Annotated in this window: 23 protein-coding genes; 8 read left to right on the top strand and 15 right to left on the bottom strand. The window is 68.2% G+C overall.

The genetic code is table 11. From position 1 onward, the window contains the following. Positions 1-21: 21 nt before the first annotated feature. The 4 genes from AB0L25_RS24645 to AB0L25_RS24630 all read right to left on the bottom strand — a co-directional run bounded on the left by AB0L25_RS24645 (position 22) and on the right by AB0L25_RS24630 (position 4,829). Positions 22-1,977, bottom strand: a complete 1,956-nt coding sequence (locus AB0L25_RS24645; RefSeq protein WP_500175029.1) for an ABC1 kinase family protein — start codon at positions 1,975-1,977, stop codon at positions 22-24. A gap of 73 nt (positions 1,978-2,050) precedes the next feature. Then, positions 2,051-2,917: a Sco1979 family transcriptional regulator gene (locus AB0L25_RS24640; RefSeq protein ID WP_500175028.1), complete on the bottom strand. Its 867-nt coding sequence runs from the start codon at positions 2,915-2,917 to the stop codon at positions 2,051-2,053. Between the two features lie 161 nt (positions 2,918-3,078). Beyond that, positions 3,079-3,735 carry a response regulator gene (locus tag AB0L25_RS24635; protein ID WP_500175027.1) on the bottom strand — a complete coding sequence of 219 codons (657 nt, stop codon included), beginning with the start codon at positions 3,733-3,735 and terminating at the stop codon, positions 3,079-3,081. Continuing rightward, complete coding sequence (locus AB0L25_RS24630; RefSeq protein WP_500175026.1) at positions 3,732-4,829, bottom strand: sensor histidine kinase; 1,098 nt, start codon at positions 4,827-4,829, stop codon at positions 3,732-3,734. Before AB0L25_RS24630 ends, AB0L25_RS24635 begins: the two co-directional genes overlap by 4 nt. Positions 4,830-4,929: 100 nt before the next feature. Here AB0L25_RS24630 and AB0L25_RS24625 point away from each other — a divergent pair, with 100 nt between their 5' ends. Then, complete coding sequence (locus AB0L25_RS24625) at positions 4,930-5,829, top strand: ABC transporter ATP-binding protein (RefSeq protein ID WP_500175025.1); 900 nt, start codon at positions 4,930-4,932, stop codon at positions 5,827-5,829. After that, positions 5,826-6,569, top strand: a complete 744-nt coding sequence (locus AB0L25_RS24620) for an ABC transporter permease (protein ID WP_500175024.1) — start codon at positions 5,826-5,828, stop codon at positions 6,567-6,569. Before AB0L25_RS24625 ends, AB0L25_RS24620 begins: the two co-directional genes overlap by 4 nt. A 504-nt stretch (positions 6,570-7,073) precedes the next feature. Here the strand turns inward: AB0L25_RS24620 and AB0L25_RS24615 are convergent. From AB0L25_RS24615 to AB0L25_RS24605, 3 genes are all read right to left on the bottom strand, one after another. Further along, positions 7,074-10,175 carry a DEAD/DEAH box helicase gene (locus tag AB0L25_RS24615; protein WP_500175023.1) on the bottom strand — a complete coding sequence of 1,034 codons (3,102 nt, stop codon included), beginning with the start codon at positions 10,173-10,175 and terminating at the stop codon, positions 7,074-7,076. A gap of 142 nt (positions 10,176-10,317) precedes the next feature. Continuing rightward, positions 10,318-10,533: a DUF397 domain-containing protein gene (locus tag AB0L25_RS24610; RefSeq protein ID WP_500175022.1), complete on the bottom strand. Its 216-nt coding sequence runs from the start codon at positions 10,531-10,533 to the stop codon at positions 10,318-10,320. Next, positions 10,530-11,357, bottom strand: a complete 828-nt coding sequence (locus tag AB0L25_RS24605) for a helix-turn-helix domain-containing protein (protein ID WP_500175065.1) — start codon at positions 11,355-11,357, stop codon at positions 10,530-10,532. Before AB0L25_RS24605 ends, AB0L25_RS24610 begins: the two co-directional genes overlap by 4 nt. Positions 11,358-11,716: 359 nt before the next feature. Here AB0L25_RS24605 and AB0L25_RS24600 point away from each other — a divergent pair, with 359 nt between their 5' ends. Continuing rightward, the gene (locus AB0L25_RS24600; protein ID WP_500175021.1) at positions 11,717-12,151 is read left to right on the top strand and encodes an ATP-binding protein; all 435 of its coding nucleotides are present in this window, start codon (positions 11,717-11,719) and stop codon (positions 12,149-12,151) included. 157 nt (positions 12,152-12,308) lie between these two features. On the opposite strand, the gene AB0L25_RS24595 is transcribed toward AB0L25_RS24600, so the two are convergent. The 3 genes from AB0L25_RS24595 to AB0L25_RS24585 all read right to left on the bottom strand — a co-directional run bounded on the left by AB0L25_RS24595 (position 12,309) and on the right by AB0L25_RS24585 (position 16,177). Next, entirely contained in the window at positions 12,309-13,292 is a 984-nt protein-coding gene (locus tag AB0L25_RS24595) for an aminoglycoside phosphotransferase family protein (RefSeq protein WP_500175020.1), read from the bottom strand. Continuing rightward, positions 13,289-15,748 carry a hypothetical protein gene (locus AB0L25_RS24590; protein WP_500175019.1) on the bottom strand — a complete coding sequence of 820 codons (2,460 nt, stop codon included), beginning with the start codon at positions 15,746-15,748 and terminating at the stop codon, positions 13,289-13,291. The genes AB0L25_RS24595 and AB0L25_RS24590 overlap by 4 nt, the downstream gene beginning before the upstream one ends. 126 nt (positions 15,749-15,874) lie before the next feature. Continuing rightward, on the bottom strand, positions 15,875-16,177 hold the full coding sequence (locus AB0L25_RS24585; RefSeq protein WP_500175018.1) for a hypothetical protein: 303 nt from the start codon (positions 16,175-16,177) through the stop codon (positions 15,875-15,877). Positions 16,178-16,492: 315 nt separating this feature from the next. On the opposite strand from AB0L25_RS24585, the gene AB0L25_RS24580 reads away from it, so the two are divergent. Continuing rightward, positions 16,493-16,903 (top strand): hypothetical protein, encoded by a 411-nt coding sequence (locus AB0L25_RS24580; protein WP_500175016.1) that lies wholly within the window; start codon positions 16,493-16,495, stop codon positions 16,901-16,903. Between the two features lie 15 nt (positions 16,904-16,918). Here the strand turns inward: AB0L25_RS24580 and AB0L25_RS24575 are convergent, their stop codons facing one another. From AB0L25_RS24575 to AB0L25_RS24560, 4 genes are all read right to left on the bottom strand, one after another. Then, on the bottom strand, positions 16,919-17,773 hold the full coding sequence (locus AB0L25_RS24575; protein WP_500175015.1) for a nucleic acid/nucleotide deaminase domain-containing protein: 855 nt from the start codon (positions 17,771-17,773) through the stop codon (positions 16,919-16,921). Positions 17,774-17,785: 12 nt separating this feature from the next. Further along, a complete protein-coding gene (locus tag AB0L25_RS24570; RefSeq protein ID WP_500175014.1) occupies positions 17,786-19,837 on the bottom strand; it encodes a hypothetical protein in 2,052 nt (683 codons plus the stop codon). 68 nt (positions 19,838-19,905) lie between these two features. Then, positions 19,906-20,559 (bottom strand): SUKH-4 family immunity protein, encoded by a 654-nt coding sequence (locus AB0L25_RS24565; RefSeq protein WP_500175013.1) that lies wholly within the window; start codon positions 20,557-20,559, stop codon positions 19,906-19,908. A 21-nt stretch (positions 20,560-20,580) separates the two neighbouring features. Further along, positions 20,581-21,258, bottom strand: coding sequence for a nucleic acid/nucleotide deaminase domain-containing protein (locus AB0L25_RS24560; protein WP_500175011.1), 678 nt, complete (start codon positions 21,256-21,258; stop codon positions 20,581-20,583). 324 nt (positions 21,259-21,582) lie between these two features. Here AB0L25_RS24560 and AB0L25_RS24555 point away from each other — a divergent pair, with 324 nt between their 5' ends. From AB0L25_RS24555 to AB0L25_RS24545, 3 genes are all read left to right on the top strand, one after another. After that, on the top strand, positions 21,583-21,933 hold the full coding sequence (locus AB0L25_RS24555; RefSeq protein ID WP_500175010.1) for a WXG100 family type VII secretion target: 351 nt from the start codon (positions 21,583-21,585) through the stop codon (positions 21,931-21,933). 175 nt (positions 21,934-22,108) lie between these two features. Then, positions 22,109-22,534 (top strand): YbaB/EbfC family nucleoid-associated protein, encoded by a 426-nt coding sequence (locus tag AB0L25_RS24550; protein WP_500175009.1) that lies wholly within the window; start codon positions 22,109-22,111, stop codon positions 22,532-22,534. Between the two features lie 30 nt (positions 22,535-22,564). Continuing rightward, entirely contained in the window at positions 22,565-23,056 is a 492-nt protein-coding gene (locus tag AB0L25_RS24545; RefSeq protein WP_500175008.1) for a WXG100-like domain-containing protein, read from the top strand. Here AB0L25_RS24545 and AB0L25_RS24540 read toward each other — a convergent pair. After that, positions 23,037-24,257 carry a low temperature requirement protein A gene (locus tag AB0L25_RS24540; protein ID WP_500175007.1) on the bottom strand — a complete coding sequence of 407 codons (1,221 nt, stop codon included), beginning with the start codon at positions 24,255-24,257 and terminating at the stop codon, positions 23,037-23,039. The two genes, AB0L25_RS24545 and AB0L25_RS24540, sit on opposite strands and share 20 nt — an antisense overlap. Before the next feature lie 116 nt (positions 24,258-24,373). Between AB0L25_RS24540 and AB0L25_RS24535 the strand changes: the two genes are divergently transcribed. Continuing rightward, positions 24,374-24,847 carry a nuclear transport factor 2 family protein gene (locus AB0L25_RS24535; protein WP_500175006.1) on the top strand — a complete coding sequence of 158 codons (474 nt, stop codon included), beginning with the start codon at positions 24,374-24,376 and terminating at the stop codon, positions 24,845-24,847. Positions 24,848-24,884: the final 37 nt, after the last annotated feature.

Genomic DNA, 24,884 nt, shown 5'->3' with positions numbered 1-24,884 from the left:
GCCGACCCCGAGGCGGGCGGGTCATCTGCGGAAGATCACCACCAGGACGCGCAGGGCCAGGACGGAGCAGACCACGAGCATGCAGTAGCCGAGGAACTGGTACAGGGAGACGTCCGTCGCCATCGCCGGGCCGCCGTCGAGGCCGAGCAGCATCACCGCCATGATCCCCGCCGTGGACGCGAGGATCGTCAGCAGCACCTGCTGCAGCAGGCCCGTCACGGTCCGGCGGTCGCGCTCGTCGCCGAACAGGCGCACGTTCAGCGTGAGCCGGCCCGCCTCGGCCGCGGCGGTGATGCGGTCGAGGCGGCGCGGGAGCCGCCGCAGCATCGGGAGCATGCCCATGACCTCGTCCGACACCGCCTCCTGCAGCGACGACGGCCGCAGCCGCTCCCGCAGGTACGTCTCGCCGAACGACTGCGCCTCCGTCACGATGCCGAACCCCGGCGCCAGCTCCGTCAGCCCGCCCTCCAGCGTCGCCAGCGCCCGGAACACCGCCGCGATCTCCGGCGGCACCGCCAGCTCGAACCGCGCGACCAGCCGGAACAGCTCGGTGAACATCGCCATGTCGGGGGCGCTGCCGGGGCCGAGGTGCCGCGCCATGAACGCGCCGAGCGCCCGCGCGAGGCCCTGCTCGTCCAGTTCGTCCGGACGCGCGACCATCTCCAGGAACGCGTCCGTGACGCCCACCGTGTCGCCGCGGTTCATCGCCAGCAGCAACCGCTGCAGGCACGCCCGCAGCTCCGCGTCGAGGCGGCCCACCGACCCGAAGTCGATCAGGCCGAGCCGTCCGTCGTCGAGCAGCAGGATGTTGCCCGGGTGCGGGTCGGCGTGGAACGTGCCGTCCACGACGATCTGCCGCAGCACCGTGTCCAGCAGCGCCTGCGCGAGCTTCGACCGGTCCATGCCGCGCTCGTCGATCAGCGGTCCCGCCTTGCTCAGCGCCGTCCCCGCCAGCCGCTCCATCACCAGGATCCGGCCCGTGCACAGGTCGTCGAACGGCCGCGGGATCAGGACGTCCGTGCCCCGCGCGGCCCCGACCGACGCCATGTTCCGCGCCTCCACCCGGAAGTCGAGCTCCTCCCGCAGCGCGTCCGCGAACCCGTCGGCGAGGTCGACGACCCCGAACGCCCGCGCCCACCCCGCCCGCTGGTGCAGCGTCCGCGCGAGCCGCCCCACGATGTCGAGGTCGCGCTCCACGACCGTCCGGATCCCCGGCCGCTGGATCTTCACCACGACGTCCTCGCCGGACCGCAGCCGCGCCGTGTGCACCTGCGCCACCGACGCCGCCGCCAGCGGCGTCCGGTCGAACTCGGCGAACACGTCCTCGGGCGCCGCGCCCAGCTCGTCCCGGATCACCTGCTCGATCCGCTCCCACGGGACGGGCGCCGCACGGTCCTGGAGCCGTCCCAGCTCGGCGACGAACTCCGGCGGCAGCACGTCCCGGCGCGTCGACAGCACCTGCCCCAGCTTGACGAACGCGACGCCGCCCTGCTCCAGCGCCTCCGTCAGCGACCGCGCGAGCCGCACCCGCTCGTTCTCGGTGCTCGGCCCCCGCTTCGCGCGTCCCCGCAGGTACGGGCCGAAGCCGTGGCGGAGGAAGATGAACGAGATCTGCCGGTATCGCCGCGTCCGCGAGATCCGCGACCGGACGCTGCCGAACCAGTACAGCGGCGACGGGATCGACCCGGTCGGGACGAACGCCTCCCACAGCACCAGAACGGTCATCGACACGAGGACCGCGCACGCGAACCCGAGCACGATGAACCACAGCGTCGCCGGCACCTGCCGCCGCGGGTCGATCCCGGCGAACAGCGCGCCCGCGACCGGGCTCGCCACCGCCTGCCCGGCCGCGCCCGCCACGGCCGTCCGGAACAGCGAGAACCGCATGTTCAGCAGCCGCCGCGCGCCGAACGCCAGCGCCAGCGTGTTGAGCAGCGTCCCGGCGGTGAACGCCACGATCGTCACGGCGGAATCCATGCGGGCGACATTAGCGGCGAGATCACCGCGAACCCTCCCGCTTCCGGGTGAAGCCGCCCCCCGGGAGGGGGAGTCAGAACTCGGCCAGCAGGTCCTTGAGGAAGTCGATCGTCCGAGCGGGGCGCGCCGCGCGGATCGCCAGCAGGTCCATGATCTCCTGGTAGCGGGACGCCTCCGCGCCCTCCGGGTACCGCGCCCCGGTGAGCTGCTCGAGGTACACCGCGTCGTCCAGGTCGTACTGCGCGAACCGCATGATCGTGATCGGCCCGCCGAGCGCCAGGTGCCCGCCCGCCGAGAACGGCAGGACCTGGACGTTCACGTTGTGCAGGTGCTCGGCCACGTCGATCAGGTGCCGCAGCTGGCCGCGCATCGTCGCCGGCCCGCCGATCGGGCGCCGCAGCGCCGCCTCGTCGATGATCGCCCACAGCGTCGCCGCGCCCACCGGACGGTGCAGCACCGCCTGCCGGTTCATCCGGACCGTGAGCCGCTTGACCAGTTCCTCCGGGTGCGCGTCGTGGTGCTCGAGGCCGATCACGGCCCGCGCGTACTCGCGCGTCTGCAGCAGCCCGGGAACGTACTGCACCTCGTAGTTGCGGATCGTCGTCGCCGACTGCTCCAGCCCGAGGAACTGCTCGAACCAGCTCGGCACCACCTCGCCGTACGCCGTCCACCAGCCGGGCCGCTTCGCCTCCCGGACGAGCTCGAGCAGCGACTCCCGCTCCGCCGCGTCCGTCACGCCGTAGAGCCGGAGGAGGTCGAGCACGTCCCGTTCCTTGAACCCGTGCCGGCCCAGCTCCAGCCGGCTGATCTTGGACGCCGAACCGCGGATCGCCCGCCCCGCCTCCGCCCGTCCGATGCCGTTCCGCTCCCGCAACCGCCGCAGCCGCGCGCCGATCTGCATGCGCAGCGCCGTCGGACCCGCCTGCACATTGTCCAGCACAAGATCTCCATTGTCCGTGGCGACCATGGGAGCTTCTCACAGACAATGGTGTCCCCGCAGGGAACCGCCGGTCAGAGGTACCTGTCTTTCGCTTCGCCGCGCAAATCCAGAAGGGCCAAAGGAGCGTTCCAAAATGACCGGGCGCCCATTTCACGGCCCGTTCATGATCCATTCCTGGTGAGCAGCCCGTACTGCAGCGCCCGCAGCACCGCGCGCGTCCGGTCCCGGACCCCCAGCTTCGCCAGCAGGCTCGACACGTGGTTCTTCACCGTGCCCTCCGCCAGCCGCAGCGCGTCCGCGATCTCCCGGTTCGCGTACCCGCCCGCGAGCAGCCGCAGGATCTCCAGCTCCCGCTCCGTCAGCGGCTGCGGCGGCGGCAGGTCGTCGATCGGCTCCGGCAGCCGCGGCACCGCCCGCAGCAGCCGATCCGTCAACGCCGGCCGCACCAGCGACCCCCCGCCCGCGAGCGTCCTGATCGCCCCGACGAGCTCCTCCAGCGTCACGTCCTTCAACAGGTACCCGTCCGCCCCCGCCCGCAGCGCCCGCAGGACGAGCTCGTCGTCGTCGAACGTCGTCAGCACCAGCGTCGGCACGCCGACGCCCCGCGCCCGCAGCGCCTCCAGCGTCGCGATCCCGTCCCGTCCGGGCATCCGCAGGTCCAGCAGCAGGACGTCCGGTTCGTCCTCCTCGATCACCCGCAGGGCCTCGTCCCCGTCCGCCGCCTCCGCCGCGACCGTCACCTCCTCCGACAGCTCCAGCAGATGCCGGATGCCCTGCCGCACGAGCGTCTGGTCGTCGACCACGCACACCCGGATCACGACGGCACCCGCACCCGCACGCCGAACCCGTCCCGCGTGTCGAACGAGACGTCTCCGCCCAGCTGCCCCACACGCTCCTTCATCCCCGCGAGCCCGTTCCCGAGCCGCAGCGCGTTCGTCCCGCGCCCGTCGTCCCGCGCGCTCAGCACCACCCCGTCGCCCTCCCGCTCGACGTTCACCCACAGGTTCTCGGCGCCCGCATGCCGGATCGCGTTCGTCACGACCTCCTGCACGCACCGGATCAGCGCCGCCGCGCACGCCTCGTCCGGCTCCACCTCCGCGACGCGCAGATGCACCCGCGGGCGCGGCAGATCCACCACGATCTCCCGCAGCGCCCGATCGAGCGGCACCGACCGTCCCCGCAGCTCCCCGACCGCCGTCCGGACGTCGCCCAGCAGCTCCCGCGCGAGCCCCCGCGCCCGCTCGACGTGCGCCTTCGCGGGCTCGTCCGCCTTGTGCGCCGCGACCTCCAGCTCCAGCACCAGCGCCGTGAGCTGATGCCCCACGAGATCGTGCAGCTCCCGCGCGATCCGCAACCGCTCGCCCGACCGGCTCGACTCCGCCAGCAGCTCCGTCGCCGCCCGCAGCTCGGTGTTCACCACCGCGAGCCGCTCGCTGGTCTCCGCGTTCCGCCGCTCGCTCAGCACGCCCCAGATCGCGGACCCTTGCAGCATCCCGTAGATGGCCGCGGACAGCACGACGTCCATCACCGAGCCGTCCCGCAGGACCGCGGCGAGACCCGCGACCGCGCTGTTGCCGACGAGCAACAGGGCGACCGTCCGGGGCCCGGCGAGGTGCGCGGCGATGGCGGTGACGAAGACGAGCACGATCGCGGTCCACGCGACGTCCGGTGCGAGCAGCACGGCCACCGCGGCCGTCACCGCGACCAAGCCGAGCAGCGGCCCCTGCCGCTCGGCGAAGAACATCACGAACAACGACGCGAGGAAAAGGCCGTAACAGGCCCACCACAGCCACACCGGCCCCACCGTGGGCCGTTCCCCGCCCAGCTGCGTGAGGGCGACCGGGCACGCGATCACCAGGCAGACCCCCAGCAGGCACGCCGTCCCCCACCGCTCCAGCCGCGAGTCGCCCATGACCGGAAGGGTACGGGCAGTCGGTGCAGGCCACCCGTGCCGGAAGTCACGTGACCGCCGGCACCCGACAAGACGAACCGCGCCGCCTAGCGTCCGAACCGTGATCGAAGTCGAATCCCTGAGCAAGAAGTACGGCGACGTGCTCGCCGTCGACGACATCGGCTTCACCGTCGAAGCCGGCGAGATCTTCGGCATCCTGGGCCCGAACGGGGCGGGCAAGACGACCACCGTCGAGTGCATCGCCGGACTGCGCCGTCCCGACTCCGGCCGCATCCGCGTCCTGGGCCTCGACCCCGTCCGCGACCGCGCCCGCCTCCGCCGCAGCCTCGGCGTCCAGCTCCAGCACAGCGTCCTCCCGGACGCCCTCAAGGTCGGCGAAGCCGTGGCCCTCTACCACTCGTTCTACTCACAACCCGCAAACCCGGCCGAACTCCTGGCCGACCTGAACCTGGCACACCTCCGCAACAGCCCGTACAGCGCCCTCTCGGGCGGCGAGGCCCAACGCCTCTCCATAGCCCTCGCCCTCATCGGGAAGCCCCGCATAGCGATCCTGGACGAACTCACCACCGGCCTCGACCCCCAGGCCCGCCGCGACACCTGGGACCTCGTCACCCAGATCCGCGACACGGGAGTGACGATCCTCCTCGTCTCCCACTTCATGGAAGAGGCCCAACGCCTCTGCGACCGCGTCGCCATCATCGACCGCGGACGCCTCGCCGCCCTCGACACCCCCGACGCCCTCATCGCCCGCACGGACGCACCCCAACGCGTCCACGTGAAAACAAGGAAACCCCTAAACCCGGCAATATTCAGCAACAACCCACAAATTGCCGAGATAACCACAGCCAACACAGAAACCACCATCACCGGCACCGGAAACCTGCTCCACACGGTCACCGCGACCCTGCTCGAGAACAACATCACCGTCACGGAAACGCGCCACGAAACGGCGACTCTCGAAGACGCGTTCCTCGCCCTGACCGGCCGGAGGTACGAGTGACCCCCCGCGCATACGCCCTGCTCACCTGGACGGAGGCCAAGCTCGTCGCCCGCGACACCGCAGGCCTGATCGTCCCCTTGGCCCTCCCGAGCCTCATCATGGTGATGAACGGCCTCGGCTCGTCCGCCCCGACCGACGACTTCGACGGCCTCACGGCCTTCGACGCCTACGTCCTCCCCCTCACCCTCACCATGATCACGGCTTTGATCGGCATCGTGAACATGCCGTCCTTCGTGGCGACCTACCGCAAAACCGGCATCCTCCGCCGCCTCTCGGTAACCCCCGCGAACCCCCTCGCCGTCCTAGTAGCCCAAGCCGCAGTGGCCCTGGCCCACACCCTCCTGGGCGTGACCCTCGCCCTCCTGGTCGCCCGCTTCGCCTTCGACGCGACCATGCCCCGATCCCCCCTCACCGCCCTCGCCGTATTCGCCCTCGCAACGGCCGCGATGTTCGCGGTCGGCCTCCTGGTAGCCGCCCTGGCCCCCACGGCCAACGCCGCGGTGGCCATCGGCCTGCTCCTCTTCTTCGCCACCATGGCCACCGGCGGCGGCTTCGGCCCCCGCACGAACCTCCCCGACTGGCTGGCCACCACCGGCGCCCACCTCCCCTACGGCGCCTCCCTAGACACCCTCTCCGCAACCTGGACGGGCACCACCCCCGACGGAACCTCCCTGGCAGCCCTCGCCATCACCACCCTCGCCGCAGTGGCAACCGCCACCAAAACCTTCCGCTGGACGTAACGACCCGCAGGACGCGCGAAGCCGCAAGCCCGCGAACCTACTTCGGCACCCGCCGCTTCACAGGAGCAGCCTTCCCCTCAACCACAAACCGCTCATGCTGCTGCCACCCTGCAACCACTTCCACCCAGACCCCAGCGCCGCCGTAGTAGCAGCGACCATGAACGCAGTCACCTGCGTCTCATCCAGATGAGCCCCAGGCACCAGTTGAGCCACCACCCCCGCCAACCACCCAGCGAAAACCGCGAACACAGGGGTAAAGAGAGCAACCCCCCGCCCCAACCAAGACCCCTCCACCTCACCGTGGACGCCGCCGCCCTCAACCTGCGACTCCGACATGACGACCACCCTCCGGACATGGTCCACCCGTCCGGCAGACCCTTGCCCATAGCGTCACGCGGAAGGGCCCTGGCCGCCCCAAAAGACCAACACCGGCCATGCAACCGCCACCTCGCGGCGGCGGAGGCGCCGGGGGCCAGACTGGCTCCAACCTTGAGATAAGTAAACCTAGCCAGAATTGACCTTGGCGTAGTGGAAGACTTCCGCGGGGAGGGGATAGGCGAGTTCCCAAATTATGCGCATGGGCCGCTCGCCGTCATGTTGTATGTAGGTCATAGGGCCTGCATAATCATAAATCTTACCCTTGTTGTCTTCACGCATGAAGAGGTGGACCGTGGAGCCTCGAGCTGCGTGGTTGATGTAGCGCTGCCCTGGTCCCGATGATTCTCGGGTGTTTGCTTGGCTCTCCCACTGGAAGATTGTTTGGCTGATGGCCCGATCGTTGTACATTGTGGTGGGAGAAAAATGCTTTTCATCTTTGTTGATGGTTACAAAGAAGACATCGGCTTGTTGATCAGGGACCCAGCGGACGCCCGCAACCATTGAGCGGGACCTCTCCACGCCGAACGCCGCCAGTGCCTCGTTACGTGTGTAGCGGGCATGGACGCGAAGGGGGTTCTCCTCCATCCCTTTCACAGTGGGTGTAAAGCGGCTGAGTCCCCCGTGAAGGATGTCAACGACCTCAATGAGTTCCTCGTGGCGGGCCGGGTTGGCCCAGAGCGCACGGAGGTGCTCCTCGATGGCCGCCGCAGGCTTGTTGGGATCAAAAGCCGTGTTCAGCATGGAGAACAGGATCTTCTGCTTGAAGTTGGCTTCTGCCAGGCTGGGGGGCTGCGGCTGGGTCAAGATCTCGTTCAGGAAGTCGAGTCGCTCAGTGTCGTCAACGTGTACCAGGCGCCCGATGGCTTTATACAAGGCCGTGTCCTGCGCCTCGTCCTGGACAAGACGGGACTCGAGGCCGGCAGCACGCCGGAGGGAGGACCACCCGCCCCGGTCCCCGCGGTAAAGATCAGCCAACTCAACATTCGTCTCGTGGAGGAAATCTTTCAGTGATACTTCAGACTGTCCACGCAGCTCGGCGATGAGCTCGTTTCGCTGGAACGTAATCGCCTGCCGAATATTTGATAGCACGATCTTGCTGACCTCGCGATCGAGGTCAATGGAGCAGCCTGCGGGGAGAGTGGGGAAGCCCGCCTCCGCCGCTTCCTTAAGTTTTCCACGGCGGATACCCGTCAACGCGGTGAACCGCTTGTCGAACCGAAAATCCTTGTGTTGATGGCCGACGAAGTCAAGGACGGTAAGGACCGGCTTGTTCTCGGTGACCCGGAGACCACGCCCGAGTTGCTGGAGGAAGATCGTGGCGCTCTCTGTAGGGCGCAAGAAAAGAATTGTGTTGATGTCAGGCACGTCGACACCTTCATTGAAGAGGTCGACCGTGAACACTATCTTCTTCTCGCCGCTGCGGAGTTGCTGGAGAACGGTTGTCCGCTGCTGCGAGTCGAGTGACGAAGTTATCGCTGCGGCCGGTATCCCGCGCTTGTTGAATCGGTCGGCCATGAACTCTGCGTGCTTGATGCTGACGCAGAAGCCCACCGCTTTCATGCTGTCTAGCTCGCCGAGCTTTTCCTGCAGTGCTTGGACGATTACGTCGACGCGGGTATCAAGCCCAGTGTACAGGTTTTCTAGCTCTTTCATGTCGTAGCCGGTGCGGCGATTCCAAGTCACGGAGGATACATCGACGCCATCATGAATGCCGAAATAGTGGAACGGTGTGAGCATGCCGCGTTCAAGAGCTTCCCACAGCCGAAGTTCTGCCGTTGGGCGCTGATTATCGAACCAGTGCAAGATATCTGCACCGTCGGTTCGTTCGGGCGTGGCGGTAAGTCCTAGCAGTGCGACAGGTTCGATGTGATCCAGAAGTGCGCTATAAGACTTGGCCGCTGCGTGGTGGAATTCGTCGATGATGACCATGTCGAAATGGTCAGGATTCAGGTGAGGCAACTTGAGGGACTGGACGGAAGCAAACACGTGCCGCCAGGTAGCGGGTCGCTGGCCGTCCACGAGGAGGTCACCGAACGTGCGGTCCTTTAGCGCGAGACGGAACGTTGCCAAGCTCTGCGTCAGGATATCTTTCCGGTGTGCGACGAAAAGAAGCGATTCGACCTTTCCTGCCTCACGCAGGCGCTTGTAGTCGAGTGCTGCGACGATCGTCTTTCCAGTGCCAGTGGCCATCACCACCAGGTTGCGCCAATGGTTATGGTTATCTCGGGCGACCTGCAGCGTTTCGAGTACTTCCTGCTGATACGGCCACGGGATAATATCGACATTCGCGATTTCGATGGGCAGGGCCGTGGCGCCGGTGCGCTCAGACGTGAGCGCCTTCTCTAGGCGCTCACGATCACGTTCCGGAACGTAGCGTTCGAAGCTGGGGTCATTCCAGTAGTCTTCAAAAGTTGCAGCGATCGTATCCACGAGATGTGGCTGCTCCGCTCGCGCCAGCCGCACGTTCCATTCAACGCCGTCGAGCATGGCAGTCCGGGACAGGTTCGACGACCCAACGTAGGCCGTGTCCAGCCCAGAGCGGCGATGAAACAGCCAAGCCTTGGCGTGCAGTCGAGTTCGGTAGGTGTCGTACGAGATCGCAACTTCAGCGCCAAGACTCACGAGCCGATCGACGGCCCGCAGGTCCGTTGCGCCCATGTAGGTCGTCGTAATGACGCGTAGGGTTCCGCCGCGGTGGATGAAGTCCGCCAGGGCGGGCTCAATCAACCGAAGGCCATGCCACTTCACGAAGGCGATCAGCAGATCGACCCGGTCTGCGGAGTGCAACTCCTTGATGACTTCGGGACCGATCTGCGGCTGGTCGCGCCCATTGACGAGCAGTGCACTTGACGACAGCGGGATGTCGGGACGCTGGGGGAAGGTGACCGTCCCATCAGGCAGGCGTCCGGCGGCCAGGCTGAGGAGTACGTCCTGATGCTCACCGATCAGGTCGTCGTTGTCCGCAGCATCTTGGGAGATCTGAGCGATTGTCTTGCTGATCTCGTCCGCTACGGCCACCTGCGCGGCAACGCTACCGGAACTACCTGCCGCGATTTTAAGAGCACGGCGAGTGAGGGACGTTACATGCTGGACGAGGAGCTCGGTGGTGTCGGCCTTCTCGAGCTCAACACGTTGGACGAGGTCGTCGTCCACTCCCTGGAGACGGCGGTGGAGTGCTGCAGTTACGAGGTTCTCGTAGACCCCAGGCGGAAGCTCAGGCTCGGGCACGGAGCAACCATATGGCTCACCTCTGACAGGCGGAAGGTAAAGCTGCGCATCCCTGTGTTGAGAGCGTTGGCGGAGGCCGCTGAGCACCTACAGCTGTCCACTACGAGCAGCAGGTTGATACTGCCTGTAGTGGTGACTCGGCTTACGGAAGGTCGAGTCTGCCGGCCTTGATGTCGTCGAACAGCCTCGCCCACTCGGCCCGGGCGAAGGCGAGCACAGGCCCGTCTGGATCCCTGGAGTCCCGAGCGAGACTCGTGGCCCCGAGGGGGGCAACTTCTATGCAGCTTCCGCCGTTGTTGCTTCGGCTGCTCTTGCGCCAGCGTGCGGCTGGTGCGGTCGGATGCTGTGAGGAGGTCATGTGGTCTCCCGAAGTATCCGCGTGATCAGGCCGCGTGACTCGTCGGGGTCGAGGGCCTTCGCGCGCAGTTGGTCAAAGATCGCGGTGTAGCGAGCGACTTGGGGCTTTTCTTCCAGGTACAGTGCGCCAGTCTGAGACTCAAGGTAGACCACGTCAAGGTCTAGGGACTCGGGGAACCCGAGGATCTCGAACGGACCGTCCATCGCTGGGTGCATACCCGCAGTGAATGGGAGCACCTGGACGGTTACGTTTGGAAGCTCCATCCGTTCAATAACGTACTCGAGTTGGGTTCGCTTCATCTCCATATTGGAAGGCATTCGACGCAGGACCGCCTCGTTCATGATTGTCCAGTAACTTGGTGCATTAGGGCTTTCGATCCGTGCCTGCCGCTTGGCGCGTACCGCGATCTTGTGCTCGATGTCCTTGTCAATGCTGATTGCCGTGGACTTACTGACGAAACATCGGTAATAGTCGGCTGTCTGAAGCAAGCCGTGGACGAGTTCTGCCTGATAGGTACGGATGTTGGTGGCTTCTGTTTCCAAGCCCAAGAAGGGCTCAAACCAAGCGGGCACAGCGTCTCCGTAGCTGTGCCACCAGCCCTTCTGTCGGGCGTCGCGGGCGAGTTGCAGGATCGCGTCGGCCTCCTCCTTTCTGTCTGGTAGGAGAACCCCGTAGTGAGCGAGTAGCGCGCGTACGTCGGGCACCCGTACGGGGATGTTGCCCCTTTCGATCTTGATCTGCTTGGACTCGGACCAGTCCATATCGCGGGCGACCTCGGCTTGGGTGAAGCCTGCTTCCTCGCGCAGGCGACGGAGCTTCTGCACGAGCAAGCGATGTCGCACGGTGGCTGGGCTTGGTGCCGTCATCTATCCGCCCTTCATGCCTGATTTGTCGGTCAATGTGCCACGCAACTTGCGACTCGCGACAACTTTCCACCTGGAAAAGATTGCGATCATGAAGTCTCTGGGGTGAAAGTGTCTCGTGACGCAGAGGTACATGCCGAACTCTAACCGTGATCGTTGTCGAGCTTGAGGTGGATGGCGAAGACGGTCCGGGCTCAGTGCGGACCTTCGGCAAGGGTGGCAAGGCGCCGAGACAATCAACGATCCACAGAAGGGGCCAATCAGTGAGAACAAACCGGACTCTCTGCTCCGCGGGGGAGTGGTTGTGGAGCTCAGAGCCGATGCGCTGGCGTCGAGTCTTCTCCGGACGCGTCGATCAGGTACACGCAGCGCGAACCTTCGCGGCGTTCATGTTCGCAGGGACCGATCGGGAGGACGACGTGGCCGTCGTGGTTGCCGAACTAGCGACCAATGCCGTCCTGCACTCGAAGTCGGGGGAGCCTCACGGCTGGTTCGGCCTGGAACTGACCCTGGCCGACGTCTCGTACGTTGCCGTCACCGACCAAGGGGGAGGTGCTGTCCCCACGGTGCGGTTTGCACGCTTCGAGGACGAACCTGCCGAGGGCGGACGTGGGCTGTTCATGGTCTCGGAACTCGCGATCGCCACGGGCATCTACGGGAGTCGCCAGGTCGGTCACACGGTCTGGGCTGACATGGACCTCCGCAGCAGTAGCAACGCCAGCAACGTGAGGCGGAGCGCAACACTGGTGAGTTGAGGAGGGCCCAGCCTGCCTGTAACAGGCTGGCCCCTCGCGAGCACAGGGTAGACGACCCGCCTGCTGCCGATCCGTCCGGAGTTCCCCTCGGCGAACTCCGGACGGATCGCTTCAAAGCTCGAGCGGAAGAGACAACCTGGTGAACGCTGCGGGAGACTCAGTGAGAGCCGAGCGCGGCCGCAACCTTCTCCGGGTCGGCGGGGTCGGTGATGTGCCAGTGACGGCGAGCCGCGTTGATCTTTGCGGTGAGGGTGTCGACGAGCTGCTCTTCGGGATACGGGTAGGGGCCGCCCTGGGCGAAGAGCTGCGAGTATCGGACCGAGTCGACGATCGCGGATTTGATCTGTTCGTGGACGAGGTAGGCCTCCAGGTCGCGCTCCCAACCGGTCAGGTGGGTCGGCGGCATGGTGCTGGCCCATCGGGCCTTGACGGTGTCCTGCTCCAGCGGCAGGTAGCCCATTTTGTGGAAGTGGACGGCGAGGTCGTAGACGGGGTCGCCCCAGAGCGCGAGCTCCCAGTCCAGGAAGATCGTCCTCTCGGCATCGACGATCATGTTGCGGCGGTGGACGTCCGCGTGGACGCAGGCAAACGGGCGAGAAGCGAGGCCGCGCCACAGGTCGTCCACCGGTGCCAGCGGATCCTCGGGGATCGCCAGCTCGGTGAACAGGTCACCGTACTCATCACGAAAGGTGTCGTAGACCCGCTGCGTGAGCGTGGAGAGGAGGCCCGCGAAGGCTGGGGTGTCACCGTCAGCAGGCCAGGATGCAGGGACGTCCGGGAGCCGCGGCACATTCGTGAGCTGGACGAACAGGCTTGGGACGTCCTCGAGGACATGCGTGGGGACCGGGACGCCGCGCGGTGCAACCTCATTGAGGACGGCGCCCGTCACGAACTCGTGTACCTGGAAAGCCGGAGCGGTGGACGTGTGCAGCACGCGCGGGGCGTTCAGGACGTGCGGGGCTATTGCGGTGAGGACGCGTTCCTCGCGCCAAGGGCGCAAGTCCATCATGTCGGCGCCGTGTATTGGGATCCGGATGTTGACGGGGCCGTCGGGCGTGTCGATGCGGATGTTGTCGTTGTAGTACCCGGTGGCGGGTTCGCCGTGCGCACGCGCCTGCTCGTAGAGGTCCAACCAGTTCATGCGCCCTCCAGCAGCGATGTAACGAGTGCTCGCGCCCGATCGTCGATCGTGGGCATGAGGTGCGTTGGTCGGATCTGTGCACGGGCTTGCGCCGCTACAGCAGCGATGCGGTCATCACCGGCGCCGAGGGCGTCCAGGAGGTGGGTGGCGACCATGATGAGTGTCGGGTAAACGTCAGCGCCGAGCAGTTCCGCGATGGCCCATTGTGCGCACCCAACGGACTGAGCGTGGTGGCCGGCTTGAGCGTAGAGGAACGCGCGGAAGAGTTCGGCGCGGGCGCGGCCTGACCGGTAGCGAGCTCGTTCGAGTGCTTCGGCGGCATTCTGGAATGAGGCGGCCGCGGGGTCGTGCCGGGCAAGGCGAAGCTGAGCAATCGCTAGTGCGGTGAACGCTTTGCCGATCTCGTGGTGAGCGCCGAGCCTGGTCTGCGTCTCGATTGCCTCCGTGGCCGAGGCGAGGGCGCGTAGCGGGTCGGACCAGGCAAGCAGCTCCGCGCGGTTCGTGAGAATGTTGGCCTGCTCGACGATCGCGCCAGCCCGCGCGTAGAGCGAGGCTGCGACCTCCAGCGCCTGGCCGGAGGCTTCCAGGTCAAACGCGAACCGGTGCCCGAGGTGCTGGAGCCGGACGGCGTCACCCCGTAGTACGAGGTCGCTCTCGGGAGCGTCTGTGAGGATCTGTTCCGTTGTAGCCAGTGCGTCGTCGAATCGCCCCTGGCACATGTCAAGGTCGGCCATGCAGAATCCGGCCCGGAGCCGGACAGGGCCGGAATGGCGGTCCCAGATCTGGCGGAAGATGTCCTGTGCCTCGCTGGTAGCCCCGGCAATGCGACGGCCGTGCGCGCCCGCGAGCGCCAGCCGCGCACCTGGTGTGTCGTGCAGGGGCCAGTCGATATGTGGGGTGAGTCGTGTCGCCGCCTCCGCATCCCCGAGCAGGACGGCGGACTCGGCGTCCAGGCAGCGGGCGGTCTGCGCCAGGTCGTAGTCTCCGGAGCCAGCGTCCAGGTAAGCGCGGAGGTCTTGGGCGACGCCGTCGACACCTTGCTTACCGCCGTACCGCATTGCACGGTCGGCGTACTCAAGGACGTCCTCGCCATGCAGCGCACCGCTGTGCAGGCCGCAGAATGCCGCCTCCCGCACTGCCCGGACCCTGGTGGCGAGCCCGTTCTCGGTCTCGTGCTCCCGCGCCGCGCGTTCGTCCCATACCTGTCTGAGCAGGACTTGGACGTCCCAGATGGTCTCCTGCGACAAGCGCTGGTGCAGGGCGGCACGCATGAGTTGATGCAGGCGGCGCCCGTGCAGTCCAGCGGGGTAGACGAACGAGTACGCCGTGAGCGACTCCCACGCGGGACGGTGCCTCGGCAGGTCGAACGCGTCCGCGATCGCCTGGAAGATCTCGAAATCGAAGATGCGGGCGATACTGAGCAGTTCGAGGCTGCGGATCTCGTCGGGGGCAACGTGATTCAGGAAGCGTTCAAGGATCTCCTCGGACGACACGGCAGCTGCCTGGCGCGCGGTCGTTCGAGTGTCAACGGCCAGGTGCAGGTAGAAGGGGAGCCCTTGGCTGGCGATCGCGATGGCGTTCCGGACGGCACCGTCGTCGATCCCGCCGCCGGCGAGGAGTTCCAACCGGGCCTGCATCGGCAATCCGTCCACCTGCTGGTGGCGGATGACCTCCGCCCATCCGGGATCGTGCGTGGCCCAGGTGAGGGATTCGCGGCTGGCAACGACGACCACGCCGCGGTCGAGTTGGGCGATGAGGTCGCGCAGCCATACATCCTGTGCGTGCCCGGACCGTCCCCCTGCCGGGACGAGCGCCTCGTAGGCATCGACGAAGATCGAGTAGGGGCGGTCGGAGCCGTCCCGTAGGTCTTCGGCGAACAGATAGGTGACGGCGTCAGCGAGTTCGGCGTTCGTGAGGTCGTCGAGTCGGCTCAGCGTGTCGTCGTTCTTGATGCGCTGCCGCTGACGTATGCCGATCGTCGCCTTACCGAGGAGGCGCATCAGCCCGACTCCGGTGCCGAACACAGGGACACCGGACGCGCCGTCGAGGATCTGGGTGAGGGTCTCGCTCTCGTTGACGAACGGCAGTTCTTTGGACGACAGCCGCAGATGTGGGTGCAGGCGCTGCCAAAGCACCGCGTAGGCGATGTCGAACCGGTCGAACCGAACGCCTTGCCGTCCAAGTTCGACGCGGAGCACCGCAAGGGCGTCCTCCTGCTGTCGCATGGCAGGGACCTGGAGATCCAGGACGGCCGTTCGGTGGGTGCGCGAGCTACGCCGCCGCAGTTCCTGCAACAGCCGTGACTTGCCGATGCCGCCGACTCCGACGAGGCTGAACACGCGCGGCGAGCCCAGTGGCGCGTCCAGAATTTCGGTGAATGCGGCGATTACCGACTCCCGGTCCACGAACGGCCGGTGTAGTGCGGCCACCCGTCGGTAGCGGGGTTCGAGGGGCATCTCATCTCCGGGCGCGATGGTTACTGGCGTCCGGTGGGGACGCGACGGCAACGTGTTACACACCGACGATAGAGGTGCCGTCCGGTGGCGTAAGGGTTCCGGCCCAAATCGGCCTGAGGGCGGAGGTCACTGCGGTGGCTTGGGGCGCTTCAGTGGAGCGGCCTTCCCCTCTGCGACGAACCGCTCGTGCTGTTGCCAGCCTTGGAGCCATTTCCATCCGGACCCGAGCGCTGCCGTGGTCGCGGCCACCATGAACGTGGTCACCTGCGCTTCATCGAGGTCGGCGCCAGGGACGAGTTGGGCGACGACACCCGCGAGCCATCCTGCGAACACGGCGAACACCGGCGTGAAAAGCGCTACGCCACGCCCGAGCCAGGACGCTTCGCTTTCGGACCCTTGTTCCTGCGCGGCCTCGTGGGTCTCTGACACGGCCAATCACCCCAACCTGTAGATCGGTTGCTTCCGTCTCTGGACTACAGGTTGGTTCCGCCGCTCGCTGCCGGGCTGGTGGTGGCCCATATCGGCCACTTTGAGGGGGCGTGGGGAGGGGAGGGTCGGTACGCTCGCGGCATGAACGAGCCGCCTTATGGGTCGCCGGTTCCGGGGCAGGTGCCGCCTGGGGGGACTTATCGGGGTGGGCCTACGCCAGGTGGGCAGCCCTATGGGGGTGGAGTGCCGCCTGGGGCGGGGTACTGGGCGGGGTTGCCGCCTTATCGGCCGCGGCGGCGGAAGAGTGCTGTGGTCGTGCCGCTGGTGCTGGTGGGGCTTGTGGTGCTGTTGGTGAGTGGCGTTGGTGGTGCGTACTACTTCAGCGAGTACCGGCCTCGGCAGTACCTTGAGGACTGGAGTTGGGAGCCGGGTTACGCGGACACGCTTGTGCGTACGCAGGGGTTCGCGAACAGCGACGAGGCTTACGTGCGTCTTGAGCAGGCGTGTGCTCCCGGGTACGGCGGGTGTGCGGTGTCACCGGCCGAGGACATCGTGAACTGGCTGGGGCGCGGTGTGGGGAGCATGACCGAGAGGGAGGCCGCCGAGTGCTTCCGGGACGGGTGCGAGCGGATCTTCTATCGGGAAGGGCACAAGGCTGTTGTTCGGTTCCAGCAGGTGACCAGCGCCGGTTGGAATTTTGTGGTCGAGGTTCATTTTTACTGGTGACGGCGCAGGCCGGTGTTACTTGGTGGTGGCTTGGCGCATTAGGGCGAGGACGCCGGATTCGCGGTCTTGGGCGGTGGCGCCGTAGTCGAAGCTGTAGGTGAATTCGGCGTTCGGGAATCGCTTGAGCCACATCGCGCAGTAGTTGCCGGGCATGAAGCAGGGTTCGAGTTCGGTGTAGACGCGGGTGATCTGTTCCGGACGGACGCCTTCGGCCTGCAGGCGGTCCCAGAGCAGGTGCTCGGGGTGCTGGACGCCGACGCGGGTGGGTTCGGTCTCGATGCGGCGGCGGCCGCCGATGCCTTCGACCTCGAAGGCGACGGACGCGGGGAAGCTGAGTGCGTGCCGGATGAGTTCGAGGACGCGCGACCACCAGGACTCGTCGTCGTCGAGGGCGGCGGCGTCGATCTGGAGGAGGCGGGCGCGGAGTTCGCGGAAGACGTCGACGGGGTCCTTGCGGCCGGGGGAGCGGAGGACGGGGAGCGCGCGGTCGAGGGCGATGAGGGAGTCGAGGAAGGCTTCGACGGTGTCGTTGACGTGCAGGGGGGCGGCGTCGGTGACGATGAAGATCGCCTGGACGGCGCCGGAGGGGCCGACGCAGAGTTCGGCGCCCTGGTCGGTGCCGAGGCGGCACCAGGTGGAGAGCGTGGGGGAGAGGCGGCGGGCGCCGGTGGCGGCGGCGTGGTCGCCGAGGGCGAGCGTCTCCCCGTCGGTCGCGGTGAAGTACGGGCCGACCTGGAGGGGGACGCCCGCGGCGAGGGGCGCGGCGGCGGCGGGCGGGGCGGCCGTGCCGGCGAGGGACTGCGGGGTGAGGGGCCGCAGGCCCTTCGGGCCGAACTGCTTCTGCAAACGGGGTCCCAGGTCTTCCGTCATGCCGCCAGTCTCTCAGTTCGCGGGGACGGTCGCGGCGGGACGTCCGCGGAGCGCGACGACGCCGAAGGCGCCGCCGGTGTAGAGCGTCCCGTCGGGGTCCAGGGCGAGGGTGCGGACGGGGCGCCCGAAGGGGGTGAGCAGCATCTCCTCCTGGGACGAGCGCCAGAACCAGATCCAGCCGTCGACCCATGCGGCGGCGAAGGCGGGGCCGTCGGGGAGGAGCGCGGAGGTCACGGCGGAGACGGCCGTGGGGCGCCGGGCGGCCGGCTGGTCGAGGAGGTCGGCGCCGATGTTCCACATGCGGACGGCGCCGTCCGAGCCGGCGAACACGGCGAGGCGGGCGCCGGGGGTGGTGAGGCAGGTGACGGCCTGGATGGGGCCGAACGGGGTGTCGCACCGGTCGGCGGGCTCGTCGGTGCCGGGGCGGACGGCGTGCAGGGCGCCGGAGCGGTCGCCGAGGACGATCGTGGAGGCGGCGGGGTCGGCGCCGAGGGCGCTGAGGGGCGCGTTCCCGGTGAGGCGGGCGAGGAGGCCGTCGTCCGGGTCCGGGCCGAGCCGGGTGAGGGCGCCGGACGAGTCGAGGCGGAGGAGGGTGCCGTCGGGGAGGGGGACGAGGCCGCGCGCGGTCCCGGCGTTCGCGGGCGTCCGGCCGAGGACGGCGCCGTCCGTGGTGGAGAACGTGTGGACGGGGCCGTCGATGCTCGCGCCGTGGAGGACGCCCGGCTCGGTGCCGAGGGCGAGGCAGGCGACGGCGCCCGGCCAGGTGTCGCCGGGACGGACGTTGCCCCATGCGGGCATCCATGTGGCGTTCCGGCCGTAGTAGGCGAGGTGGGAGGCGAGGGTGCCGTCCTGGAGGGACAGGGCGCCGAGCCGGAGGACGGCCGCGCGTTCGGCGGGCGAGTCCGCGGAGATCAGGCCGCCGCCGACCGACAGCCAGGCGTCGGTGACGGGGCCGGGGACCGCTTCGAGCGCGCCGGTCACCCCGATGGGTTCGGCGTGGACGAGGAAGCCCGCGTCGGCGAGGAGCCGCCGGGCGACGCCGGACTCGACGGCGTGGCGGGCGAGGTGCCGCACGATGTAGCCGGACGCGCGGGACCAGTCGGGCCTGCCGCCGGCCTGCGGGACGGACGCGTACAGGCTCGCGCCCAGCGCCCGGTCGATGTGGGCGGTGATCTGGGGGGTGCGGACGCGCCGGACGGCCTCGACGGCGGGCCGGCAGCCGAGGAGGTACCCGTCGCCGACGCGCTGGACGAGCGGGACGACCGCGGTGACGGCGGCGCGGGCGCGCTGCGGGTCGCCGGTGAGCGCGGTCGTCCAGCGGTACCAGGTGTCGGCGTCGAGTTCCTCGTAGGCGGACGCGAGCGCCTCCACGGCCGGCCAGGCCTGCGGGTGGACGAGGCGGAGCCAGCGGCCCACGACGTCGTCGCCGGGGCCCGCGCGGAGGACCAGCTCGGCGAGGCCGGCGTTCGGGTAGTACCGCGCGGCGGCCGCGGCGAGGCGGGGGTCGGCCCGCATGGCGGCGGCGGTGCGCCGGAGCCATTCGGTGAACGCGGCCCGGTCGGTGTACCGGGGGTCGTCCAGGTCGACGACGTCGGCGTGCGCGGGGAACGCCGCGAGGTGTTCGGGACGTGCCTCGACGAGGAGGCGGACGTGGCGGAGTTCGGTCAGCGGCCGCAGGAGCGACTCGACGATCTTCTTCGCTTCCGCGCCGTCGCAGAGGACGCCGCTCTCGTCGAGGGACGGGGTGACGATCGTGGTGCGCCGGGCGTCCGCGGCGAGGACGGCGAGCAGCCCTTCGGGCGTCTCGCCGGGGAGGCTGAGCTGTTCGGCGAGGGCCCAGGTGGCCGACGCGAGGGTCATGCCGCGGAGCGGGACGAACGCGTGGAAGCGCGCGGCGAACGCGTCGTCCGCCATCAGTTCGGCGATCAGGCGGGTTTTCCCGGAGGAGGGGGAGCCCGTCACCAGGCACAGGGCGGGGCGCAGGAGGTCCTGTGCCCAGCGGCGGAGGGTCGCCATGGCCGGGAGCCGGCCCGCGCCCACGTTGAGAGGCGCCTGGTTCGTCACGCTTTCCTTCCGAGATGGTGACCGGTCTCAGCCGCCGGCCGGTTCGGTACCGTACCGCCAAGACGTTCCTAGGCGGACCATCCTCCCTCGGAGATGTCTCGGAAGATCCACGCCCAGGGTCCCTCGCCGTCGTCTTCCCAGGCCTCGTCGGTTCCGTTGACGAACGGGGTGGGGTCGACGTCGTGGAGTTCGGTCGCGAGCGCGCGGGCCGTGTCGAGGTAGACGTCGAATTCGTCGCGGGGGTCGTCGGCGTCCCGTTCGATCGCGAGGGCGAATTCGCGGCTGTAGCGTTCGCGGTCCCGTTCGATCGCGTACATGTAGTAGGCGAGCGTGTCGACACCGCTGTGGATCGGCGTCAGGTCTCCCTCGTCGCTCTCCGGGATGATCCACACCTGGCCGGTTTCCCCGTTCAGGACGAGGAGCCCCAGGCCGAAGATCCCGCCCAGGGAGAACCAGTGTTCGGGATTCTCCGGCATCGTCCAGGTCCAGCCGTGGGGGCGGATTTCCTCCCACAGGGCGGTGAGGGTCTGCCAGCCGCGGCCGGTGAGGTCGTCGATGTCGACCGCGCCGTTCCGCAGTGTCCGGGGCAGGCCCGTGCCCGAAAGGAAGTCCCGGGTCGCCTGATGGGTGATCTCGCCGGGGAGCGACTCCGCGGAGGGCCGCACGATGTCGGTTTCCGTAAAGGTGTCGCGCAGTGTTTCAAAAGTCAGTTCCGGTGCCATGCCGATCCTCGGTGTCCAATGCTACAGCCGCCACGGGGAATTCGGGGCGAATACGCTGTCCACCCACTGTTTCACATCCTTCGTGGCCTGTCGATTGTTGTTGAGATTGCTGCCCGCCTGGTAGTCCGCCACATGGGCGACGTTCGCGGGGTTATGGTAGGCCCCGTTGCCGTCCTGGTCCGCGGTGTTGCGCAGCACCCATTGTGAGCATGCGGGATTCTTGACGCACGGGCCTCGTTCCGTCACCAGATCTTTAATATCCTCCTTGCGGACATTGTCGTCGAGTAGAAAGTTCGTGGCGAATCGTTCGGAGTGCACGCCGTCGCTCCGCGAGACGAGAATGCGCTCCTCGCCGTTTCCGTCGATGTACCGGATGGCATTGTAGTTCACCCCGGGGTTGTCGTCGCCGGCGTGCAGGCGCGCCTTGGCGATGGCGTCGAGCATTTCGCGGTCGCGGTCGTCTAGGTTGGGGTCGTTCGGATCCAGTTTCCGGCTCTGGACGGTCTCGCCGCCCCCGCCCTTCCGTTCGCGGCGCCACCGGGCGCGCGTGTCGCTGTCGATCGATTTCGGATCGAGAACGACGACTTTCCCTTTGCGGTTGGGGACGACGAACAGTTTTCCGGCGACCTTTCCGAATACACCGGCGGCTCTGCCGGTGCCGACGCCGAGGTTGTCGTTCCCTTTTCTGGGGGGACTCATCCGCGGTCGCCTCGGGCGGTCGTGAGCCCGTGGAAGCGCACGTGCCGCTGCGGGAGCGAAGGGCGGAGCGGGGCGGCTTCGCGGTGCCCGAGGCGGGTGCACGGAAGGCCGGGACGCGGTCGCGGTACGGTACGGGTTTTCCGCCGGCTCAGTGGGATCCCCCCTCGAGCTTGAGTTGTTCGCACGGGAGTATAAACGTGCGGTCTCCCGGGCCCGTGACGTGCGGCTTCGCGCGGAGACCCGCGGCGCTGTTCCGGTGATCGGGGGACGCGTATTCTGTGCGTACGTCGTGAACGGTGCCGGATCGCGGGATCGGGGCAGAGGATGACAGTAAACGGGTACGAGGTCCGTCCGGAGACGCTGCGCAGCGCGGCGAAGGCCCTGTCGGCGGCGGGCGATCGGCTCAACCAGGAGTGGTCGGGCCTGAAGTCGACCGTGCAGGGCATGGGGCAGCCCTGGGGCGCCGACGACATCGGCATGCTGATCGGCGAGTCCTATACGGCCATTGAGGCGCAGGCGGACGAGTCGTTCGCCGGGTCGGCCGAGGAACTGTCGGGGTACGGCGAGAAGTTGATCGCGATGGCCGACAACCACGAGAAGGCCGAACAGCAGATGGTCGGCGAGGTCACGTCGATCTCGGCGGCGCTGAACGGGACCGGTGTGCAGCAGGTGTGACCGTCCGGGTTCGGGCGGGACGCCGAAAGGCTCGGCGGGCGGGACGCCGAAAGGCGCGGCGGCCGTGACTGGCGGCATGACCGGCCGTTGCGGTGATTGACCGTCATATGTCGCGTATGGGGCCTACGGTGGTTAGGATCCTGCTCGATGGGTCGATCAAGGAAGGTGCGGTTTCGTGGACTCTGCGAGCAACGACCTCGACCGCATGCTGACCGAGGCCCGCAAGGCGCTGGAGTCGATGCGGCAGGGCAAGACCGCACCCGGGACGGGCGACGCCGAGACCGTCGAGGGCGTCGGCGAGGCGGGCGACGGCCGGGTCAAGGTCACCGCGGTGTCCGGCGGCCGGCTGAAGAAGGTCGAGATCAACCCGCGCGCGATGCGGCTGTCGGCGGAGGAACTGGGCGAGCACCTGGTGACGGCCGCGAACGCCGCGCTGGACGACCTGCGGAGCAACGCCGCCGACGCGGCGGGCCAGGCGGTGGACGTCGACCGGCTGAACAAGCAGGTCGAGGAGATCCAGAACGAGAGCCTGCGCCAGATGACGATGATCAGCCAGGCGTTCAACGACGCCATTTCCAAGGTTCGCGGCGGCGGCAAGTGACCGTTGAGCGGCACGACCCGGTGAGGTGACATGGGACTGCAGCTTCCGGGCGAGCTGATCTCGCTGCTGGGCATGCTGGGCTATACCTGGCCGGAGGCGGACGAGACGAAGCTGTTCGACCTCGGGTCCACCTGGATGGAGTTCTCCGGGAAGGTCCGGGGCGTGGTGTCCGAGGCGGACGGCGCGGCGCAGCAGGTGATGTCGGCGAACAAGGGCGACGACATCGAGGCGTTCCGCAAGGCGTGGGGCGAGGAGGACTCGCCGAAGTCGGTCCTGGAGGACGCCGCGACGGGCGCGACGCTCGTCGGCGCGGCGTTCTTCCTGTGCGCGGGCATCGTGCTCGCCTTGAAGATCAACGTCATCATCCAGCTGATCATGCTGGCGATCGCGATCGCGCAGGCGATCGCGACGGCCGTCGTGACGTTCGGGGCCTCGCTGGCGCAGATCCCGATCTTCAAGGAGATCGTCCGGTTCGCGATCGAGCTGCTGATCGACCAGGCGATCAACGCCTTGCTGGGCTGATCCCGGTGCCGTCCCGGCGGCCGGACCGGGGGCGGCGGTGGTCGGCCGTGACGCACAGGGCGACGACGGTCGCGGCGGCGAGGCCCATGCCGAGGACCGCGCCGCCCACGCCGGTCTCCGGGGCGGCGAACCCCAGCGCGACGACGGCGGCGGCCCCGGCGAGGAAGGCCAGCCGATGGACGGCCGCGCCCGCCCGGACGAGGTGCTGCAGCGGCATCAGGACCAGCAGGAACACCGCGACCGGCACCGCGACGGCGAGCGCGACGGCCCGCACGGACACGTGCGCGTGGTGCTCGGTGACGTCCAGCGCCGCCTCCAGGCCCGCGCCGATCGCGGCGATCGACGCGAACACCAGGTAGTGCCCGTATCCCCAGGCGAGCGCGACGCGCAGCGACGGGAGCGCCTCCACCTCGCCGCCGAAGTAGAGCCACCAGAGCGCGAACACGAGCAGCAGGCCGCCGGCCGCGATCATCACGACGGGGGCGGAGAAGCCGTGTTCGGACGCCACCGCCCGCACGCCGTTGAGGGTCGCGAGGATGACCTCGCCGAGCACGATGATCGTGAGCAGCCCGTACCGTTCGGCGATGTGCCCGGGGTGCCAGCTCGTCATCCGGCCGCGGGCCTCCGCCCACGACGGCACCGCCAGCTCCGCGACCACCAGCACCGCGAAGCCGATCATGGCGACGTCGTCCGGGAGCCAGAGTCGTCCGACCCAGCCGGCCTGGACGAGCGCGATCCCGGCGGCGTAGCGGAGGGTGGCGGACCGGCCGGCGGGGTGCTCGGCGGCGGCGCGCAGCCACTGCGCGATCATCGCGAGCCGCATGACGACGTAGCCGACGGTGACGAGCGTGAAGTCGTAGTCGGTCAGGGCCTCCTCGACCCCGGCGGCGAGGACGAGGACGCCGCCCATCTGCAGCAGCGTCAGCACCCGGTAGAGGGCGTCGTCGGTGTCGTAGGCGGAGGCGAACCAGGTGAAGTTCATCCAGGCCCACCAGATCGCGAAGAACACCGCGACGTAGCCGAGCAGGCCGGAGCCGAGGCGGCCCTCGGCGAGTTCGTGGTGCAGCCCGGCGGCGGCCTGCGCGACCGCGACGACGAACGTCAGGTCGAACAGCAGCTCCAGCGGGGTCGCGGCGCGGTGCTCCTCGCCGGGGTCGCGCGCCCGCATCGCCTGCCGCAGCCCGCCGCCGTCCGCGCTCACCGGACCCCCGCCCTCGTCACCGTTGCCACGAGGCGCATTCTATTCGTTACCGTAAGTGCCTCACGTTAGTAGAACGTGTTATTGCTTAATCCGTGCGGGGCGAGCAGGCTGTGCGCATGGATTTGGTCGCGCTGGAAGAGATCCGCCGGTTGAAGCACCGCTACCTGCGCTGCGTCGACCTCAAGCTGTGGGACGAGTTCGCCGAGGTCTTCACCCCGGACGCCGTCGCCGAGTACGACACCCCGGTGCTGGGCCGCACGCTGCGGCTCGAGGGGCGGGACGCCATCGTCGCGTACATGCGCAAGAACCTCGGGCCCGGGAGCATCACCACGCACACGGCCGGGCAGCCCGAGATCGACGTGGACGGCGACCGGGCCACCGGCATCTGGTCGCTGGACGACTCGATCATCATCCCCGAGGCGCGGCTGCTGATCCGCGGCGCGGCGCACTACACCGACGCCTACGTGCGCGGGGAGGACGGCCGGTGGCGGGTCGAGCGCACCGGGCACCGGCGCACCTACGAGTACACGGTGTCGCTGGACGACGTGCCGAGCCTGAAGTTCACCACCCCGGTGCCGGGCGCCGCGTGACGCCGCCGTGCGGCCGGGCCGCGCGGACCCGTTGACC

Source organism: Spirillospora sp. NPDC052242 (assembly GCF_040679555.1).
GTDB lineage: Bacteria > Actinomycetota > Actinomycetes > Streptosporangiales > Streptosporangiaceae > Spirillospora.
The sequence above is the reverse complement of the archived record's forward strand: the minus strand, read 5'-3'. Positions and strand labels throughout refer to the sequence as shown.

What these genes read in the sequence shown, in the direction of transcription:
- AB0L25_RS24535 (WP_500175006.1), top strand. Translation starts at nt 24,374, where the DNA reads ATGGATTTGGTCGCGCTGGAAGAGATCCGCCGGTTGAAGCACCGCTAC.
- AB0L25_RS24595 (WP_500175020.1), bottom strand. Translation starts at nt 13,292, where the DNA reads ATGAACTGGTTGGACCTCTACGAGCAGGCGCGTGCGCACGGCGAACCC.
- AB0L25_RS24555 (WP_500175010.1), top strand. Translation starts at nt 21,583, where the DNA reads ATGACAGTAAACGGGTACGAGGTCCGTCCGGAGACGCTGCGCAGCGCG.
- AB0L25_RS24575 (WP_500175015.1), bottom strand. Translation starts at nt 17,773, where the DNA reads ATGACGGAAGACCTGGGACCCCGTTTGCAGAAGCAGTTCGGCCCGAAG.
- AB0L25_RS24600 (WP_500175021.1), top strand. Translation starts at nt 11,717, where the DNA reads ATGCGCTGGCGTCGAGTCTTCTCCGGACGCGTCGATCAGGTACACGCA.
- AB0L25_RS24610 (WP_500175022.1), bottom strand. Translation starts at nt 10,533, where the DNA reads ATGACCTCCTCACAGCATCCGACCGCACCAGCCGCACGCTGGCGCAAG.
- AB0L25_RS24630 (WP_500175026.1), bottom strand. Translation starts at nt 4,829, where the DNA reads ATGGGCGACTCGCGGCTGGAGCGGTGGGGGACGGCGTGCCTGCTGGGG.
- AB0L25_RS24590 (WP_500175019.1), bottom strand. Translation starts at nt 15,748, where the DNA reads ATGCCCCTCGAACCCCGCTACCGACGGGTGGCCGCACTACACCGGCCG.
- AB0L25_RS24560 (WP_500175011.1), bottom strand. Translation starts at nt 21,258, where the DNA reads ATGAGTCCCCCCAGAAAAGGGAACGACAACCTCGGCGTCGGCACCGGC.
- AB0L25_RS24645 (WP_500175029.1), bottom strand. Translation starts at nt 1,977, where the DNA reads ATGGATTCCGCCGTGACGATCGTGGCGTTCACCGCCGGGACGCTGCTC.
- AB0L25_RS24545 (WP_500175008.1), top strand. Translation starts at nt 22,565, where the DNA reads ATGGGACTGCAGCTTCCGGGCGAGCTGATCTCGCTGCTGGGCATGCTG.
- AB0L25_RS24565 (WP_500175013.1), bottom strand. Translation starts at nt 20,559, where the DNA reads ATGGCACCGGAACTGACTTTTGAAACACTGCGCGACACCTTTACGGAA.